This window comes from Actinomycetospora cinnamomea, assembly GCF_003096675.1.
GTDB lineage: Bacteria > Actinomycetota > Actinomycetes > Mycobacteriales > Pseudonocardiaceae > Actinomycetospora > Actinomycetospora cinnamomea.
In genome coordinates, this window is the sequence record NZ_QEKW01000006.1 from 152,083 (window position 1) to 168,821 (window position 16,739).

16 protein-coding genes and 1 tRNA gene are annotated in these 16,739 nt (G+C 74.5%); 9 read left to right on the forward strand and 8 right to left on the reverse strand.

Features of this window, described 5'->3' with window-relative positions:
• Window positions 1-47: 47 nt before the first annotated feature.
• Complete coding sequence (locus C8D89_RS13735) at window positions 48-1,808, reverse strand: phosphatidylglycerol lysyltransferase domain-containing protein (protein WP_116708685.1); 1,761 nt, start codon at window positions 1,806-1,808, stop codon at window positions 48-50.
• An 82-nt stretch (window positions 1,809-1,890) separates the two neighbouring features.
• On the reverse strand, window positions 1,891-2,643 hold the full coding sequence (locus tag C8D89_RS13740) for a dienelactone hydrolase family protein (RefSeq protein WP_116708686.1): 753 nt from the start codon (window positions 2,641-2,643) through the stop codon (window positions 1,891-1,893).
• Between the two features lie 100 nt (window positions 2,644-2,743).
• Between C8D89_RS13740 and hisC the strand changes: the two genes are divergently transcribed.
• Window positions 2,744-3,796 (forward strand): histidinol-phosphate transaminase, encoded by a 1,053-nt coding sequence (hisC, locus tag C8D89_RS13745; RefSeq protein WP_116708834.1) that lies wholly within the window; start codon window positions 2,744-2,746, stop codon window positions 3,794-3,796.
• Between the two features lie 18 nt (window positions 3,797-3,814).
• On the opposite strand, the gene C8D89_RS13750 is transcribed toward hisC, so the two are convergent.
• Window positions 3,815-4,531, reverse strand: coding sequence for a DUF1990 family protein (locus C8D89_RS13750; RefSeq protein ID WP_116708687.1), 717 nt, complete (start codon window positions 4,529-4,531; stop codon window positions 3,815-3,817).
• 127 nt (window positions 4,532-4,658) lie between these two features.
• Between C8D89_RS13750 and C8D89_RS13755 the strand changes: the two genes are divergently transcribed.
• Together C8D89_RS13755 and C8D89_RS13760 are read left to right on the forward strand one after the other, a co-directional pair.
• A complete protein-coding gene (locus C8D89_RS13755) occupies window positions 4,659-5,336 on the forward strand; it encodes a DUF1990 family protein (protein ID WP_116708688.1) in 678 nt (225 codons plus the stop codon).
• 63 nt (window positions 5,337-5,399) lie between these two features.
• On the forward strand, window positions 5,400-5,612 hold the full coding sequence (locus tag C8D89_RS13760; protein WP_116708689.1) for a hypothetical protein: 213 nt from the start codon (window positions 5,400-5,402) through the stop codon (window positions 5,610-5,612).
• Between the two features lies 1 nt (window position 5,613).
• Here the strand turns inward: C8D89_RS13760 and C8D89_RS13765 are convergent, their stop codons facing one another.
• The 3 genes from C8D89_RS13765 to C8D89_RS13775 all read right to left on the reverse strand — a co-directional run bounded on the left by C8D89_RS13765 (window position 5,614) and on the right by C8D89_RS13775 (window position 6,591).
• A complete protein-coding gene (locus C8D89_RS13765; RefSeq protein WP_116708690.1) occupies window positions 5,614-5,889 on the reverse strand; it encodes a DUF3040 domain-containing protein in 276 nt (91 codons plus the stop codon).
• Window positions 5,890-6,017: 128 nt separating this feature from the next.
• Window positions 6,018-6,102, reverse strand: a tRNA-Ser gene (locus C8D89_RS13770).
• Window positions 6,103-6,123: 21 nt separating this feature from the next.
• Window positions 6,124-6,591 carry a MarR family winged helix-turn-helix transcriptional regulator gene (locus C8D89_RS13775; RefSeq protein WP_116708691.1) on the reverse strand — a complete coding sequence of 156 codons (468 nt, stop codon included), beginning with the start codon at window positions 6,589-6,591 and terminating at the stop codon, window positions 6,124-6,126.
• A gap of 76 nt (window positions 6,592-6,667) precedes the next feature.
• Between C8D89_RS13775 and C8D89_RS13780 the strand changes: the two genes are divergently transcribed.
• Window positions 6,668-7,678: an NAD(P)H-quinone oxidoreductase gene (locus C8D89_RS13780; RefSeq protein ID WP_116708692.1), complete on the forward strand. Its 1,011-nt coding sequence runs from the start codon at window positions 6,668-6,670 to the stop codon at window positions 7,676-7,678.
• 72 nt (window positions 7,679-7,750) lie between these two features.
• Here the strand turns inward: C8D89_RS13780 and C8D89_RS13785 are convergent, their stop codons facing one another.
• The gene (locus tag C8D89_RS13785; protein WP_116708835.1) at window positions 7,751-8,968 is read right to left on the reverse strand and encodes a cysteine desulfurase-like protein; all 1,218 of its coding nucleotides are present in this window, start codon (window positions 8,966-8,968) and stop codon (window positions 7,751-7,753) included.
• Window positions 8,969-9,068: 100 nt separating this feature from the next.
• On the opposite strand from C8D89_RS13785, the gene C8D89_RS13790 reads away from it, so the two are divergent.
• The 5 genes from C8D89_RS13790 (at window position 9,069) to C8D89_RS13810 (ending at window position 16,052) form a co-directional block, all read left to right on the forward strand.
• On the forward strand, window positions 9,069-9,659 hold the full coding sequence (locus tag C8D89_RS13790; RefSeq protein ID WP_165825693.1) for a bacterial proteasome activator family protein: 591 nt from the start codon (window positions 9,069-9,071) through the stop codon (window positions 9,657-9,659).
• A gap of 62 nt (window positions 9,660-9,721) precedes the next feature.
• Complete coding sequence (gene wzm, locus C8D89_RS13795; protein ID WP_116708694.1) at window positions 9,722-10,675, forward strand: galactan export ABC transporter permease subunit Wzm/RfbD; 954 nt, start codon at window positions 9,722-9,724, stop codon at window positions 10,673-10,675.
• A 21-nt stretch (window positions 10,676-10,696) separates the two neighbouring features.
• The gene (wzt, locus tag C8D89_RS13800; RefSeq protein WP_116708695.1) at window positions 10,697-11,533 is read left to right on the forward strand and encodes a galactan export ABC transporter ATP-binding subunit Wzt/RfbE; all 837 of its coding nucleotides are present in this window, start codon (window positions 10,697-10,699) and stop codon (window positions 11,531-11,533) included.
• Window positions 11,530-12,441, forward strand: coding sequence for a galactofuranosyltransferase GlfT1 (gene glfT1, locus C8D89_RS13805; RefSeq protein ID WP_116708696.1), 912 nt, complete (start codon window positions 11,530-11,532; stop codon window positions 12,439-12,441). The genes wzt and glfT1 overlap by 4 nt, the downstream gene beginning before the upstream one ends.
• Window positions 12,442-12,512: 71 nt before the next feature.
• The gene (locus C8D89_RS13810) at window positions 12,513-16,052 is read left to right on the forward strand and encodes an arabinosyltransferase domain-containing protein (protein ID WP_116708697.1); all 3,540 of its coding nucleotides are present in this window, start codon (window positions 12,513-12,515) and stop codon (window positions 16,050-16,052) included.
• 186 nt (window positions 16,053-16,238) lie between these two features.
• On the opposite strand, the gene C8D89_RS13815 is transcribed toward C8D89_RS13810, so the two are convergent.
• Window positions 16,239-16,679 (reverse strand): GtrA family protein, encoded by a 441-nt coding sequence (locus C8D89_RS13815; RefSeq protein ID WP_116708698.1) that lies wholly within the window; start codon window positions 16,677-16,679, stop codon window positions 16,239-16,241.
• Window positions 16,680-16,739 lie beyond the last annotated feature (60 nt).

The window sequence follows — 16,739 nt, forward strand, 5'->3', positions numbered from 1 at the left end:
TGCGCATAGAAGGTGCGAACAGCGCGTTCGCTGCGGTCGGGCGTCCCTCACCGTCGCAGCAGCCGGAGCAGCGCCGGCGGGCGGCCGCCGTAACCCTCGGCCTCGAAGGCGGCGACGGCGATGCGGGGCAGGTCGCGCACCGCGTCGAAGACCAGGTACCGCGGCACCCACACCGGACCGAAGCGGGCGTTGAAGCGGTAGAGCGTCTCGATCTGCCACCATCGTGACGCCGTGCGCAGCACCCGCGCCCAGAGACGCGCCACGGGGCCGGCGCCGATCTTCTCGCCCCGTTCGAGCGCCGAGCGGAAGACGGCGAAGTTCAGCGACACCCGGTCGACGCCGAGACCCCGGCACGCGCCGAGCAGGTCGGCGATGAGCAGCTCGTTGAGGCCGTTGTCGGGCACCGCGGGGTCGCGGATCATGAGGTCGAGCGACAGGCCCTCGGTGCCCCACGGCACGAACTGCAGCAGCCCGCGCACCTCGTCGGCGCAGGTCGCGACCACCACCACCGCGTCGGGGTCGGCCTCGGCGTCGGCGACGCGGGAGAGCGCCATCGAGAACCCGCGCTCGGCGGGCCCGCCCCGCCAGCGGGCGACGAGCTCGCGCAGCTGCGCCGGCTCCTCGCCGGGCACGTCGCGCAGCCGGCGCACGGTGGTGTCGTAACCGGCGCGCCGGACCCGGGCCACGGCCTGGCGCACGGTGCGCATGGCCCGGCCCTGCAGGGAGAACGTGGCCACGTCGACGACCGCCTCGTCGCCGAGCTCCAGCGCGTCGAGCCCGCCCTCGCGCACCCACACCCGCGCGCCGGCCTCCGAGCACCCGAGCACCGCCGGCACCCAGCCCGAGCGGCGGCAGGTGGCGAGGAACTCCGCGATCGCGCCCGGCCAGGCCTCGAGATCGCCCAGCGGGTCGCCCGACGCCAGCGCCACGCCGGCCACCACCCGGTACACCACCGCCGCCTTGCCCGACGGCGAGAACACCGCGGCCTTGTCGCGGCGCAGGGCGAAGTAGCCGAGCGAGTCGCCGCGGCCGTGGCGGGCGAGCAGGTCGCGGATGCGGTCGGCGTCGCCGCGGGTGAGCGCGGGACGGGGCTCGGCCGAGCGCAGCAGGAAGTAGCCGCCGAGCACGAGCGCGGCGACGCCGAACGTCAGCCCGAGGCCGGCGGTGAGGTCGTCGAACCACCCGGCGCGGAACCGCAGCGGCCCGCTCACACCGAACAGCGACAGCGCCGCCTGCGCGGCCTTCTCCCCCAGCCCCGGCCGACCCTCGACGAGCGACGGCCGGACCACGAGCAGCAGCAGGACGACGACGAAGCCGCCGAGCAGCACCTGGAGCACGACCCGCACGCCGGCCAGCGGGCCCACGGGGTCCGGGCGGGCGGTGAACTCCCGGCGGGTGACGAGCAGGCCCGCGAGCAGCACCAGCACCACGACGGCCGGGACGACGGACTGCCGCCCGAGCACGTGCGAGACGACCAGCAGCACGCACGCCAGCACCGCCAGCTGCCAGGCCCGCCGCTTCCGGCGCCGCAGGCCCGTGGCCAGCATCATCAGCCCGATCCCGAGCGCTGCGACGACGATCGTGCCGGCGAGCGAGGCCTGCGCGGGGAAGCCGAACCAGGTCGCGGGCTGCAGGTGCCGGCGCAGCACGGGCAGGGCCAGCGACAGGATCGTCAGCAGCCCGGCGACCCGCGCGGCCCAGGTGACGACGCGCGCGATGCGCCGGCCCCGCCACCGGGCGAAGCGGCCCTCGACGGCGGCCGCGCTCGGACGGTCGGTCCGCACCCCCGTCGGCACCCCCGACGCCATGTCCCCTCCGGTCGGTGTGCGCGCCTGCCCGTGTCCTGGCACGGGCAAGCGCTCACAGACAACACAGCACGCCGATAGGGCGCTAGCGCAAATGCGCGTCCAGCCAGTTCAGTACCCGGCTGCGTGCCTCCATCTTGGTGGCCTCCTCGGAGTTCCCCTCGTCGAGGGGATCCGGCTGGGCCGCCGCGCGCTCGTCGGCGTCGAAGCGGTGCTCGCGCGAGGGGTAGACGACGACGTCGACGACGCGCCCGGAGGCGTGCGCGGCCTCGCGCAGGTGGTCGACCTCCGCCGGCTCGACGGGGTCGCCGCTCTCGCCGTAGAGCCCCAGCCACGGGCAGGTCAGCTCGCCGACCACGTCGATCAGCGGCGGCAGGCCCGTGGCCAGCGGCGACGTGACGCCGGCGGCCGACACGGTGACGACCGCGCCCAGCGAGCGCTGGGCGGCGACCACGAGCGCGGCCGTGGCGCCGATGTCGAAGCCGAGGACCGCCATCCGGTCGGAGCTCACGCCGCGCTCGGCGAGCATCCCGAACGCCGCGTCCGAGTCGGCGAGCACCGACTCGCCCGAGATCGCGGCGGCGCCACGGCCGACGGCCTCGTCGTCGTCGGTCTGCTCGTCGATGCCCGGGTCGTCGCGGTGGTAGAGGTGCGGCGCGACCGCCAGCCAGCCCTCCCCGGCCAGCGCCTCGACGATGGCCTCGGTCCGCGAGGTCATGCCGCGCGACTCGTGCAGCACCACGACCCCGCCGCGGACGGCCCCGTCGGGCTCGCCGATGGTCACCCGCAGCTGCGTCTCGTCGACCAGCGGGATGGTCTCGGTGTGGGTGCCCGTCATGCACTCAGCCTTCCACGTCGTCGGGCCCGCGTCCCGCGCGCCCGGTCGATCACCTGGCGAGGGTCCCGGCGGTCCGCCGGACGCGTCTACCGTGGTCGGCGTGCCCGTGCGACTCCGTGACGACCTCGCCGCCCTGCCGACCTACGTCGCCGGTCGCACCGTGCCCGGAGCGGTGAAGCTGGCGAGCAACGAGATGCCGCTGCCGCCCCTGCCGGCCGTGCTCGACGCCGTCGACCGGGCCGCGCAGGCCGGCAACCGCTACCCCGACATCGCCGTCACGACGCTGACCGCGCGGCTCGCCGAGCACCACGGCGTCGACCCCGCCCGCATCGCCGTCGGCTGCGGGTCGGTGGCCCTCTGCGGGCAGCTCGTGCAGGCGCTCTGCGCGCCCGGCGACGAGGTCGTCTTCGCGTGGCGGTCGTTCGAGGCGTACCCGATCGTGGCGCTCGCGGGCCACGCCCGGGCGGTGCGCGTGCCCTTGACGCCCGGGCACGTCCACGACCTCGACGCCATGGCCGACGCCGTCACGGAGCGCACGCGGCTGGTCTTCGTCTGCAACCCGAACAACCCGACGGGCACGGCCGTCGACGAGGACGCCCTGCGCACCTTCCTCGCCCGCATCCCGGACGACGTGCTCGTGGTGCTCGACGAGGCCTACCGCGAGTTCGTCTCCGACCCGGCCGTTCCCGACGGGCTCGCACTCGCCGCCGAGCTCGACAACGTCTGCGTCCTGCGGACCTTCTCCAAGGCCCACCGCCTCGCCGGGCTGCGTGTCGGCTACGCCGTGGCCCCGCCGGAACTCGCGGCGGCGCTGCGCGGGGTCGCGGTGCCGTTCGCGGTGTCCGCCGTGGCGCAGGCGGCGGCGCTCGCCGCGCTCGACCACCTCGACGAGCTGCACGCCGACTGCGCGGGCGCGGTGACCGAGGTCGCGCGCATGACCTCCGAGCTGCGGTCGCTCGGGTACGAGGTGCCGCCGTCGCAGTCGAACTTCGTCTGGCTCCCGCTGGGCGAGCGCGCGGCCGAGTTCGCCGAGCACGCCCTGGAGAACAAGGTGGTCGTCCGCGCGTTCGCGGGCGACGGCGTGCGGGTCAGCGCCGGCACGGCCGAGGAGGTCGACCTGTTCCTCGCCGCGGCCGGCTCGTTCCCCCGCTGAGGGCGCGGCTCAGGTCGCTCACCCCAGCTCGTCGGCCGGGACACGCCGTGTGACCTCGCGCACCGGGCCCTCCCGCCGGCCGCCCACCAGCCGCACCGCCCCGAGACAGAACTGCACCCACAGCGCCGCCTGGACCTCGCGGCCCACACCGAGACGGCCGTAGACCAGCGCGGCCACCCGGTCGCCGCCCCGGGACCACACCTCGATCGTGAAGTCGACGACGCCGGGCCCGGAGTCCGCGGCCCGGAACTCGATCTCGCCGGCCTCGAGGTGACCGTCGAGGGTGCCGAACCGGAAGGCGTACTCGGTGCGCGCCAGCACCCGCACCGGCCCGTCCCACGGCGCGGGCATGTACACCCGGTACTCGTCGCCGAGCAGCATCCGGCCGGGCTCCCCCCGCTCTCGGGCGAACGTGACGACGTGCGGCGGGGCCCCGCGGTCGAGGTCCTGCGACAGGGTCTCGATCAGGGCGGCCGCCCCGTGCTCGGCGGCGACCGCGCGCACCGTGAAGACCCGGTGGAACAGGGGACCGCGGCCGTCGGCGAACGTCTTCGTGCGCTCGTCGACGAGGGCGAGCGGCCAGGGAGCGGGCAGGTCGGTGCGGTCCCCGCGCTCCCGCCGCCGCCGTGTGATGGGCAGCGCCCGCAGGTGTCGCCCGACCATGAGCAGCGCACCCCAGCCGCGTCGGAGGCGTCCGAGCGGGGGGCGCCGGGAGAACAGACGACGCAGGGGCATGGTGGAGCGGGTAGCCGCCGGGCGGTGACACCATGCGCCGGTCCGTCCGGTGCGTGACGGTCGCCCGACCCTGTCCGCCCCGCCGTGATCGGAGCCGCCGCGTGAGACCCGCCGTGAGGATCGCCCCGTGAGGATCGGCGCCCACCCCGACCCGGCGCGTGGCCTGCAGGAGATCGCCGGCTACGACCTGAACTACGACCCCGCCCACACCGAGGGCCGGGGCTGGCACCACGACCGCGTGCGCCACTTCCTCGGCGACGAGGAGCCCGGCGAGCCCGTCCCCGGCGGGCCGTACGAGATCGCCCGCGGACTCGTGTTCGACTACGAGTTCGCCGAGCCGCGGATCATGCACGCCTACTTCCATCACGCGGCCCCGCTCGTCGGGCGGGACATGTTGCTCGAGGGCCGGTTCCTCGTGCTGCGCTTCCCGATGGGGGTGCGGGTCGACGCCGAGGTCGACGAGGTCCGCGACCGCGCCGACGGCACGCAGGAGCGTTCGTGGGGCTGGAGCTACCGCACCCTGGAGCACCATCTCGAGCGCGGCCGGCTCGTCTACGAGGTCGTCAAGAACCTCTCGACGGGCCGCGTCGAGTTCGTCATGACCGGCACGTCGAGCCGGGCGAAGATTCCGAACCCGGTGATCGCCCTCGGCTTCGGGGTGTTCGGTCGCCGGACGCAGACGCGCTTCTACCGCGCCGCCGGGACGCGGCTCGCCCGCCTCGTCGCCGAGATCTACGCGGGCGCCGACCGTCCCGTCCCCCGGCGCATCGGTCCCGGCGACATCGTCGTGGCGCCCACCGACTGAGCGCGGCTTCACCGCACCGGAGACGGGGCACCCTCCTGCGGACCCGGCGGGAGGGGGCGCACGATGCCGAGCGACGAGGGTGACGAGCCCGCGGACGAGACGGCCCTCGCCGGCGCGGTCGACGAGGCGATGAAGAGCGAGATCCGGCGCTCCCTCGCACCGCAGTTCGAGCGGCTGACGCTGCAGCACGACGAGATCCGCCCGCCGCGTGATCGCCAGGACGAGATCCTCGACGAGCTGCGCGACCTGGACCCCGGCGACGAGCCGCCGGAGTGAGCTACTCGGCCGGGTCGCCACGGGGCCGCTGTGCCCGCATGTGCGCGACGAGCGGCCACGACAGGATCACCAGCACCAGGAGCGCCTGCCCGGCGAGGCCGAGCACCACGAGCCCGACCGCGAGGGTGACACCCACCGCCGCCAACAGGACGCGCCAGGTCGCCCACCGACGCCATGTCGGGAGCGCCCGGCGCATCCGCCGGGCGAGGAGGGGGTCCGCCGACGCGAGCTCGTGCTCGAGCCTCTCCAGCGCTCGTCGTTCCCGGTCGTCGAGCATCTCCGGCCTCCACCCTCTTGCCACGTCGCATGGCGAGCGCACACGCCTTCCGGCGGGCGGGGTAGGACCTTCGGTCCCGGATCGGGGCCCGGTGCGGACGTTTCCGTGATCGGCGGGAGCCGGTTCGGCGGAAGCGGGGGGATTCGAACCCCCGGTCACTCTCGTGACGTCCGCTTTCAAGGCGGATGCAATCGGCCGCTCTGCCACGCTTCCGCGCGTCAGGGTAGGCGCAGGTCAGGAGTCGGCGCGCAGCTTGGTCTGGACACGCTCGAAGACGTCCCCGATGACCTTGCGCTCGGTGTCGTCGAGGAGGTCGACGAAGTGGGCGCGCACGCCCTCGAGGTGGTCGGGCGCGGCGCGCTGGAGCACCTCGAAGCCGTGGTCGGTGAGCACGGCGAACACGCCGCGGCCGTCGGAGGGGCACAGCTCGCGGCGCACCAGGCCGTCGGCCTCGAGCCGGGACACCTGGTGGGAGAGCCGGGACTTCGACGCCACGACCTCGTCGGCGAGCAGGCTCATCCGCATCCGGTGGTCCTGCTGCTCGGAGAGGCGCACGAGGATCTCGTAGTCGGCGAGGGACAGCCCGTGCCGGTCGGACAGCTCGCGGTTGAGGCGGCCGGCGAGAAGGGCCTGGCCCGCGATGTAGTTGCGCCACGCGTGCCACTCGGCGGGGTCGAGCCAGCGCGGCTCCTGCTCGGCCATCCGCGCAGGATACTGCGTTCGACCTACTCTGGGTACGAGACGCGGCGGGAGGCCGTCGCCGATAGCGTCGCGCACCGTGTACGCGATCAGCATCCGCGAGCCCGGCGGCCCCGAGGTCCTCGAGTGGACCGAGCACCCCGACCCCGAGCCCGGCCCGAACGAGGTCGTCGTCGACGTCGTCGCCTCGGCGGTGAACCGGGCCGACGTCCTGCAGCGCCAGGGCAACTATCCGCCGCCGCCCGGCGCGTCGGAGATCCCGGGTCTGGAGTGCTCGGGACGGATCGCGGCGCTGGGCCCCGACGTCGAGGGGTGGTCGGTCGGCGACGAGGTGTGCGCGCTGCTCGCCGGCGGCGGCTACGCGGAGAAGGTCGCCGTGCCCGTGCCGCAGCTGCTGCCGGTGCCGCGGGGCGTCTCGTTGGTCGACGCGGGCGGTTTGCCCGAGGTCGCGTGCACCGTGTGGTCGAACCTCGCCATGACCGGGCACCTGCGCGCGGGAGAGACGCTCCTGGTCCACGGCGGGTCGGGCGGCATCGGGACGCACGCGATCCAGGTCGGCAAGGCCCTCGGCGCGCGCGTCCTGGCCACGGCCGGGTCGCCCGAGCGCCTGCAGACGTGCCTCGACCTCGGCGCCGACGTCGCCATCGACTACCACGACGACCTCCCGAGCGAGGTCGCGAGCGCCACCGACGACCGCGGCGTCGACGTCATCCTCGACAACATGGGCGCCTCCAACCTGAAGGCGAACCTGGCCTCGCTCGCCACCGGCGGCCGGCTGGTGATCATCGGGCTCATGGGCGGCGCGAAGACCGAGATCAACCTGGGAACGCTGCTGGCCCGGCGGCTCTCGGTCGGCGCCACGACCCTGCGCGGGCGCCCGGTCGAGGGCCCCGACGGCAAGGGCGCGATCGTCGCCAGCGTGCGTGAGGAGCTCTGGCCGCTCGTGGAGCAGGGCACCGTCCGACCCGTGATCCACGAGTACCTCCCGGCCGCCGAGGCCTCGCGCGCCCACGCGGCGCTCGACGAGGGCGGCGTCGTCGGCAAGCTCGTGCTCGTGGTGCGCGACGAGGACGGGGTGCTGAGCGCCTGACGGGGCGAGCGAGGGCCGCCCTGGCTGCGTGCCACACAGCGAGGGTGACCCTCGCTCCGTCGCGCCGGCGCCCTACAGCCGGGCGAGCGCGCTGACGAGCGTGTCGATCTCGGCGCGGGTGGTGTAGTGCGCGAGGCCCACGCGCACGACACCGCCCACCTCGGCGCCGCCGAGGACCTCGAGGGCACCGGTGTCGCCGGTGTCGGTGACCACGCAGACGCCGTGCTCCGCGACCCGCTCGGCGACCTCCCGCGCGGTGCGGCCGGCGACGGTGAAGGCGACCACGGGAATCCGGCGGGGCGGGTCGCCGATGACCATGACCCCGGGCAGGAAGCGCAGCTCCGAGACGAGGTAGGCGGTGAGCTCGTCCTGGTGCGCGCGCACCGAGCTCATCGAGGTCAGCACGCGGTCGCGCCGCGGGCCCTCGGCGGTGTCGTCGAGGTCGGCCAGGTAGTCCACCGACGCGACGAGCCCCGCGAGCAGCGCCCACGGCGCGTCGCCGAGCTCGAGCCGCTCGGGCCCGCGCGCGGAGGAGTCGAGCGAGGCCGCGGGCAGGCGGTCGAGCAGGTCGGGGGTGCGGAACACCAGCGCGCCCACCGGCGGGCCGCCCCACGCCGCGGCCGAGAGGACCATGACGTCGGCGCCCATGGTCTCGAGGTCCAGCGGCAGGTACGGCGCCGCGGCGCTCGCGTCGACGACCATCAGCGGCTCGACGCCCGTGCTCCGGTGCGGCAGGGCGTGCACCTTGCGCGCGATGGCCGCGACCTCGGTGCGCACGCCGATCGCCGGGCACGCGGCGGTGACGGCGACGACGCGGGTGCGCTCGCCGAGGAGCTCGTCGAACTGCCAGCTGGGCAGCTCGCAGGTCTCCACGTCGATCTCGGCGGTGCGCAGCCGCCCGCCCGCCCGCTGCGCGGCGCGTTCCCACGGGGCGACGTTGGCGAGGTCGTCGAGGCGGGAGACGACCACCTCGTCGCCGAGGGCCCAGTCGGCGCTCAGGGCGTCGGCGAGCCGCTGGATCAGCGGCGCGGGGCCCGGGCCGAGGACGACGCCCTTGGGGTCGGCGCCCACGAGGTCGGCGATCGCCCGCCGCGCCGCCTCCACGATGGCGCCGCCGCGCTTGGACGCGGGGAAGACGCCGCCGGGGCGCGACACGGGCGCGCGCAGCGCCGAGGACACCGCGGTGGCCACCTGCTCGGGGATCTGCATCCCCGTGGGCCCGTCGAGGTGCGCCCAGCCGTCACCCAGCGCCGGCACGAGGCCGCGGACCCGGGCGACGTCGAACGACACGCTTTCGGAGGGTACGGAGCGGTACGACCGGCGGCGACGGTGGTCGGCGCGGCTGACGCCGCGGGGCGCCGGGCGGGCACCGCTCGCCGACGGGTGGAGGATGGAGGGCATGAGCGAGGCACCCGGCGACCGCCCCACATCCTCGACAGGCCCCACGTCCGGCGACCAGGTGATGGTGGTGGGCCCGGACGGCCAGCCGGTGGGGACCGTGCGCGTCCCGAGCGGGGAGGCCCGCGGGGACGACGAGGGCGCGGAGGGCGCCGACGCGCAGCGTGAGGACCTCTCGGACGCGGTCGAGGAACCGGCCAAGGTCATGCGCATCGGCATGATGATCAAGCAGCTGCTCGAGGAGGTCCGGGCCACCGACCTCGACGACGCCAGCCGCGGCCGCCTGCGCGAGATCCACGCCTCGTCGCTGCGCGAGCTCGAGACGGCGCTGGCCCCCGAGCTGCGCGAGGAGCTCGGCCGGCTGGTCGAGCCGTTCGCCACCGAGGAGCCGCCGTCGGCGGGCGAGCTGCGGATCGCGCAGGCCCAGCTCGTCGGCTGGCTCGAGGGCCTGTTCCACGGCATCCAGACCGCGCTGGTGGCCCAGCAGATGGCCGCCCGCGTCCAGCTCGAGCAGATGCGGCGCGGCCTGCCCAGCGGCTCGTCGGGCACCCCCGGCGGCGGCACGACGGGGCAGTACCTCTGAGGCACGACCCGGCGGCCGTGGGGCGCGGGAACCCACCCCCCGCGCAGGTACGCTCACGCGACGTGGCCGTCCCCGCACTCGCGCGTTCGGACGCCGACGAGCCGGCGCCCGAGGATTCCGCGCCGTCCCCGCGCAGCTGGGGGCGCGCGTTCGGCGACATCCGGCAGGCCGTCGCGCAGCGCGAGCTGTGGGGTCATCTCGGCTGGCAGGACATCAAGCAGCGCTACCGCCGATCGGTGATCGGCCCGCTGTGGATCACCATCAGCATGGCCGTGACGGCCGCGGCGCTCGGCGGGCTGTACTCCCAGCTCTTCGGCCAGCCCATCGGCACGTTCATGCCGTACGTGACCGTCGGCTTCATGATCTGGTACTTCATCAGCGCCTGCGTGCTGGAGGGCACCGAGACCTTCATCGCCAACGAGGGCCTCATCCGCTTCCTGCCGGCCCCGCTGATGATCTACGTCTTCCGCACGGTGTGGCGCCAGATCCTGTTCTTCGCGCACAACGTCGTGGTCTACGTCGTCGTGCTCGCGATCTTCTTCACCCAGCTCGACGAGCCCTACCGCATGGTCAACGTCGTGCCGGGCACCGAGGACCTGCCCGGCCTGCTGCACCCGGGCCTGAGCTGGTGGGCGCTGCTCGCGATCCCCGCGTTCGTCCTCATCGTCGTCAACGGCCTGTGGGTGACCCTGCTGTTCGGGATCATCTCGGCGCGCTTCCGCGACATCCCGCCGGTGGTCGGCAGCTTCATGCAGCTGTTCTTCACGATGACGCCGATCATCTGGACCACCGACCTGCTGCGCGGCGGCGAGCCCGGCAGCATCAAGGCCATCATCGAGCAGCTGGCCAAGCTGAACCCCTTCTACCACTTCATCGAGATCTTCCGAGCGCCCCTGGTGGGCCAGGCGCAGAGCTGGACGCACTGGGCCGTCGCCGGCGGCATCACCCTCGTCGGGTGGACGCTGGCGCTGGTGGCCCTGCGCAACTACCGCTCCCGCGTCGCGTACTGGGTGTGAGCCACCCACGAGAGAGAACTGATGGTCGGCATCGAGGTCCGCGGGGCCAGCGTCGAGTTCCCGATCTTCGACGCGAAGAACAGGTCGCTCAAGAAGTCCGTCCTCGGGCGGGCGGGCGGCCGGATCAGCGCGCAGAAGGTGCCCGTCGTGGAGGCGCTGCGCGACGTCGACCTGACCCTGCGCCAGGGCGACCGCGTCGGGCTCGTCGGGCACAACGGCGCGGGCAAGTCGACCCTGCTGCGCCTGCTCGCCGGCATCTACGAGCCCACCCGCGGGCACGCGAGCATCCGCGGCCGCGTCGCGCCCGTGTTCGACCTCGCGGTCGGCATGGACCCCGAGATCTCCGGCCTGGAGAACATCCTCATCCGCGGTCTGTTCCTCGGCATGACCCGCCGCGAGATGGAACGCCGGGTGAACGACATCGCCGAGTTCACCGAGCTCGGCGACTACCTCGACATGCCCCTGCGCACCTACTCGACGGGCATGCGCGTGCGGCTCGCGCTGGGCGTCGTCACGTCGATCGACCCCGAGATCCTCATCCTCGACGAGGGCATCGGCGCGGTGGACTCGGCGTTCCTGGAGAAGGCGCGCGACCGCCTGCGGGATCTCGTCGGCCGCTCCGGGATGCTCGTGTTCGCCTCGCACTCCGACGAGTTCCTCGTGGAGCTGTGCGACACCGCGATCTGGATGGACGGCGGCGTCATCCGCGAGCAGGGCCCACTGCGCGACGTCGTGAGCCACTACAAGGGCCGCGACATCTTCGAGGGTCTGAGCCCGGAGACGCTGCGGCGGCTCGAGGGCGCCGGGTCGAACGGGTCGGGCGGGTCGGTCGGGTCGGTCGGCGAGGCCGGCGGATGACCGAGGCGGAGACCGTCACGGCGGTCGTCGTCACCCGGCACCGCGCGGACCTGCTGGTCGACGGGCTCGCGGTGATCGCGAAGCAGACGCGCCGGCCCGACCACCTCGTGGTCGTCGACAACGGGCCGGACCCCGCGACGCGCGAGGTCGTCGAGAACTGCGGGCTGCCCGCGACCTACCTGCCCTCGCACCACAACCTCGGCGGCGCCGGGGGCTACGCGCTGGGCATGCTCACCGCGCTCGCCCGCGGCACCGACTGGCTGTGGCTCGCCGACGACGACGGCCGGCCCGCCGACGAGCACGTCCTGGCCACGCTGCTCGACGTCGCGCGCCGGCGGGGTCTCGCCGAGGTGTCCCCGGTGATCGCCGACCTCGCCGACCCCGAGCGCCTCGCGTTCCCGCTGCGCCAGGGCCTGCGGTGGACGCGCCGGCGCTCCGAGCTGGCCGAGTACGCGGAGCGCACCGGCGGCGAGCTGATGCCGGGCATCGCGCACCTGTTCAACGGCGCGTTGTTCCGCGCGACCACGCTCGACGTGGTCGGCGTGCCGGATCTGCGGCTGTTCGTCCGCGGCGACGAGGTGGAGCTGCACCGCCGGCTCGCGCGCTCCGGGCTGCCCTACGGCACGTGCCTGACCACCGCGTACGTGCACCCCGACGGGTCGGCGGAGTTCCGGCCGATGCTCGGCGGGCGGCTGCACGCCCAGGACCCGGGCGACGACACCAAGCGCTACTACACCTACCGCAACCGCGGCTACCTGCTGGCCCAGCCCGGCCTGCGTCGCTTCGGGGCGATCGAGCACCTGCGTTTCGCCTGGTACTTCCTGGTCTCGCGCCGCGACCCGAAGGCCCTGCGGGAGTGGCTGTCGCTGGTGCGTCTCGGCCGCCGCGAGCGCTTCCACCGACGGTGAGCGGTGCGACCGGGGTCACCCGAACCGGGACACCTCACGGGGCGCTCCGGCACCCGGACTAGCCTCGCAGCGTGCTGACCTCGGAACAGACCGTCAGCCCGCCGCGCCCGGGTAGCGACATCTCCGAGACCCCCGAGGCGGGGCGTCCCACCCGTGGACCGCGGTGGCTGCGCCTGCTCGCGGTCGGGCTGGGTCTGCTGGGCACCGTGCTCGCGGTGCTCTTCCCGTTCCTGCCCGTCGTACAGGACACCGCGACGATCACCTGGCCGAGCGCGACCACGGGCACCCGTCCGGTCGACGCCCCGCTGGTGGCCTACCGGCCCGAGACCATGAGCATCACGGTGCCGTGCCGGGCGGTGCAGGACCTCGACGCCCGCACCGGCCCCGCGGCCACCGTGGTCTCGACCTACCCGCCGCTGTCGCCGGACGGGCCCCAGGTCGGCATGCGCCTGAGCGTGGAGAACGGCCAGCTCGTGCTGAACGACCGCGGGCAGCAGATGGCAACGGCCCCGGTGCCGGCGGGCGACTGCACGGTGCGGGTGACCTCGGACGCGGGCTCGACGCTCATCGACCTCGGCATCGGGCAGGAGATCCGCCTGCCGTTCGACGCCCGCCCGCAGGTCGTCGGCATCTACTCCGATCTCGACGACAGCCGCGACGACGTGTCCGGCGTCGCGGTGTCGATCACGCCGGACACCCGCTTCGAGACCTCGCCGACCGCGCTGAAGTACCTCGCCGGCGTCCTCGCCGTGCTCGCGACGGCGGGCGGGGTGTGGGCGCTGCACGCCCTCGACGTGCGCGCCGGGCGCCGCGCGCCGCGCCTGGCACCGAAGGGCTGGTGGTGGCCGACCGGGCGGGACGTGGTCGTCACCGCCGTGCTCGGCATCTGGGCGGTGATCGGCAGCCAGACCTCCGACGACGGCTACATCCTCGGCATCGCGCGGGCCCGCGAGTCGGCCGGCTACATCGGCAACTACTACCGCTGGTTCAACGTCCCCGAGGCGCCGTTCGGCTGGTTCTACGAGCTCTACGCGCTGTGGATCCGCGTCGACGACTCGGTGCTCTGGCTGCGCGTGCCGTCGTTGCTCATGGGCATCGTGTCCTGGCTGCTCATCAGCCGGGAGATGCTGCCGCGGCTGGGCCAGCAGGTCCGGCGGTCGAAGGCGGCGGCCTGGGCCGCCGCCATGGTGTTCCTCGCGTTCTGGCTGCCCTACAACAACGGGTTGCGCCCCGAGCCGGTCGTGGTCATCTCCGCGCTGCTGGCGTTCTGCGCGGTCGAGCGCGGGGTGGCGACGCGGCGGCTGGCCCCGGTCGCGCTGGGCCTGCTCGCCGCCGCGTTCGCGGTCGCCGCGACGCCCACCGGCTTCATCGCCGTCGCCCCGTTCCTCGCCGCCGCCCGGCCCCTGTGGAAGCTGGTCTCCGAGCGCGTGCGCTTCGGCGGATGGCTGCCCGTGATGGCGCCGGTGTTCGCCTCCGGGCTGCTCGTGCTCGTGGTCATCTACGCCGACCAGACCTGGGCGGCGGTGTGGGAGGCCACGCGGCTGCGCACGCTGATGGGCCCGAACTGGAGCTGGTTCCAGGAGGTCGTGCGCTACCAGTCGCTGTTCGGGACGGCGGCCGACGGCTCGCTCGCGCGGCGCTTCCCGGTGCTGCTGCTGATGCTCGGCATCGCGGTGTGCATCGTCGTGCTGCTGCGCCGTGACAAGATCACCGGTGCCGCGCTCGGACCGTCGCAGCGCCTCATCGGGTCGTCGGTCGTCGCGTTCGCCGTGCTCGCGCTGACGCCCACCAAGTGGACCCACCACTTCGGCGCCTTCGCCGCCCTCGGCGCCGGCATGGCCGCGCTGACGGCGCTGGCGACGTCGAGCGACGTCCTGCGCTCGCGCCGCAACCGCCTGCTCTTCCTCGCGGCGCTGTTCGTCGTCCTGGCGCTCGCGTTCACCGGGCCGAACACCTGGTGGTACACGAGCAACTGGGGCGTGCCGTTCAACGCCGGCCCCCCGTTCTGGACCGGCTGGCCGTTCGGGATCGAGCCCTGGCCGGTGTACTCCCTGTGCCTCGTGGTCGCGGTGATCCTGCTGATCCTGGCCGGGATCGAGCACATCCGCGGGGTGCCGCGCCCGGAGCCGACCGGGGAGGACGACGGGCCGCCCTCGGCCGCCTCCACGGCCGTCGGTGCGGTGCTCGCGCCACCGCGCAAGGCGCTGGGGAAACTCCGGCGGACCCGCGGCGGGTCGACCGTGGAGCGCCGGGCCCGCGCGCTGCGCATCGGGTCGGCCCCCATCGCGCTGGTCTGCGCCGCGCTCCTGGTGTTCGAGATGTGGTCGATGACCGAGGGCATCGAGGCACAGGAGGGCAGCTTCTCCCTCGGCGGCGACGTCCTCGAGCACCCCTTCGGCGGCAGCTGCGGGCTCGCCGACGCGGTCCGCGTCGAGGGGTCCACGCTCGCCGGCGTCCTGGAGACCGCGCCGCCGCCCACCGGCCTGGCGCCGTCCGCGCCCGGCGTACTGCCGAGCGTGGCGCCGCCGACCCCGACGACCTCGCCGACCGGCGGCTCGGGCGGCGCGGGTGACTCCGACGCGACGGCCACCGACGGCGGCGGGACCACGACCACGACCCCGCCGAGCACCACCACCACCTCGCCGGGCGCCTCGGCGACCCCGAGTCCCGCGCCGCTGCCGTCGGGCACCGTGCCCGCGTCGGCCCCCGAGGCCCAGCTCGTCGACCCGCAGCCCGCGAACACCGGGTTCTCCGCGGCCGGCGCCGAGCCGCCCGTCGGCGGCGGCACCGGCGTGTCGGGCTTCGAGTACTCGCTGCGCAACGGGCTCGCCGACCAGGCGCTGGGGTCCTACGACGCCGAGGGCACGGGCACCGGGGTGCTGCGCACCGACTGGTACCGGCTCGACGACGAGCTGCGCAGCGGCGAGACCCCGCTGGTCCTCAGCGTCGCCGGGCGCCTCAACGGCGGGAACTTCCTGACCATCCAGTACGCCGACCGCCTGCCCGACGGCCGGGTGCGGATCCTCGGGCAGGACCCGATCGACGACGGGGCGTTCGGCGAACCGCCGTGGCGCGAGATCCGGCTCAACCTCGCGGGCGGGCTGGGCGCGCAGGCCGACGAGGTGCGCCTCATCGCCCAGGATCGCGCGCTCGGGCCCGACGGGTGGCTCGCGATCGCCCCGATGCGGGGGCCCCAGCTCGTGCCGCTGACCGAGATCCTGGGCCCGGCGTACCCGGGCTACCTGGAGTGGCCCGTGCAGTTCGCGAGCCCGTGCCTGCGCCCGTTCGACGTGAACGACGGGATCGCCGAGGTGGCCCGCTACCGCCTGATCGCCGACGCGAGCCAGCTGCGTCCGGGCGGCATCAACTGGTCGCAGGCGAGCGCCGGCGGGCCCCAGGGGTGGATCGACGTCCTCGAGCGGCGCAGCGAGCTGCCGACCTACCTCGAGGGCCAGCCGTGGCGCGACTGGGGCGTCGTCCAGCGTCTCGACCCCTACACGCCCGACTCCGCCTCGCCGACCGTCGTCCGCGGCGAGCGCGAGGTCTGGGGCACCTACACCCCGGGCCCCATCGGTGACCCGCCGCCCGGGACGCCGTCGCCGGAGCGCTGACGTCCGGGGTGTCGAGGCCCGGGGTGTCGAGGCCCGGGGTGGAGGCAGCGAACGTGGTGTTCGCTGCCTCTACGCGTCCGAACTCCGCGTTCGCGCCCGGAGCAGCCGGCGACACGCGGATGCGAACGGGGACTTCGCGCGCATAGAAGCAGCGAACAGCGCGTTCGCTGCGGAAACCACGGGCGATCAGTCGCGGAAGATCACCGTGCGCATGACGACGAAGTTGATCGTCGTCGCGCAGCCCTGGGCGATGAACCAGGACAGGAAGGCCGCGAGGGGGCCGGGGTTCACCGACGGCGCGTCCATGAGGTGCAGCACGAGGCTCGCGACGCCGACGTTGACGGCGAAGGTCGAGCCGTAGAGCACGACGAAGCCGAGGAACCTCCCCGCGCCGCCCGACGAGGAGGCGAAGGTGAAGCGGCGGTTGAGCAGGTAGGCCGTCGTGGTGCCGAGGATGAACGACACCGCCTTGGCCAGCGGCGCCCACACCCCGAGCGCGAGGAGACCCGCGTAGACGCCGAGGTCGACGCCCGCCGCGACGGCGCCGATGGCCACGAAGCGCACGATCTGCGCCTTGAGGCCCAGGGGCGCGGGTCGCTCGCCGGTGTCGGGGCCGGTCACGGTCATCCGTCGAGGGTACGAGGCGACGGGGGCCGACCACGTCGGGGCCCGCCGTCGGCCCGTCGA

Coding starts and splice junctions, on each gene's coding strand:
- C8D89_RS13735 (WP_116708685.1), bottom strand. CDS start 1,808: ATGGCGTCGGGGGTGCCGACGGGGGTGCGGACCGACCGTCCGAGCGCG.
- C8D89_RS13740 (WP_116708686.1), bottom strand. CDS start 2,643: ATGACGGGCACCCACACCGAGACCATCCCGCTGGTCGACGAGACGCAG.
- C8D89_RS13750 (WP_116708687.1), bottom strand. CDS start 4,531: ATGCCCCTGCGTCGTCTGTTCTCCCGGCGCCCCCCGCTCGGACGCCTC.
- C8D89_RS13760 (WP_116708689.1), top strand. CDS start 5,400: ATGCCGAGCGACGAGGGTGACGAGCCCGCGGACGAGACGGCCCTCGCC.
- C8D89_RS13765 (WP_116708690.1), bottom strand. CDS start 5,889: ATGCTCGACGACCGGGAACGACGAGCGCTGGAGAGGCTCGAGCACGAG.
- C8D89_RS13775 (WP_116708691.1), bottom strand. CDS start 6,591: ATGGCCGAGCAGGAGCCGCGCTGGCTCGACCCCGCCGAGTGGCACGCG.
- C8D89_RS13790 (WP_165825693.1), top strand. CDS start 9,069: ATGGAGGGCATGAGCGAGGCACCCGGCGACCGCCCCACATCCTCGACA.
- wzt (WP_116708695.1), top strand. CDS start 10,697: ATGGTCGGCATCGAGGTCCGCGGGGCCAGCGTCGAGTTCCCGATCTTC.
- glfT1 (WP_116708696.1), top strand. CDS start 11,530: ATGACCGAGGCGGAGACCGTCACGGCGGTCGTCGTCACCCGGCACCGC.
- C8D89_RS13815 (WP_116708698.1), bottom strand. CDS start 16,679: ATGACCGTGACCGGCCCCGACACCGGCGAGCGACCCGCGCCCCTGGGC.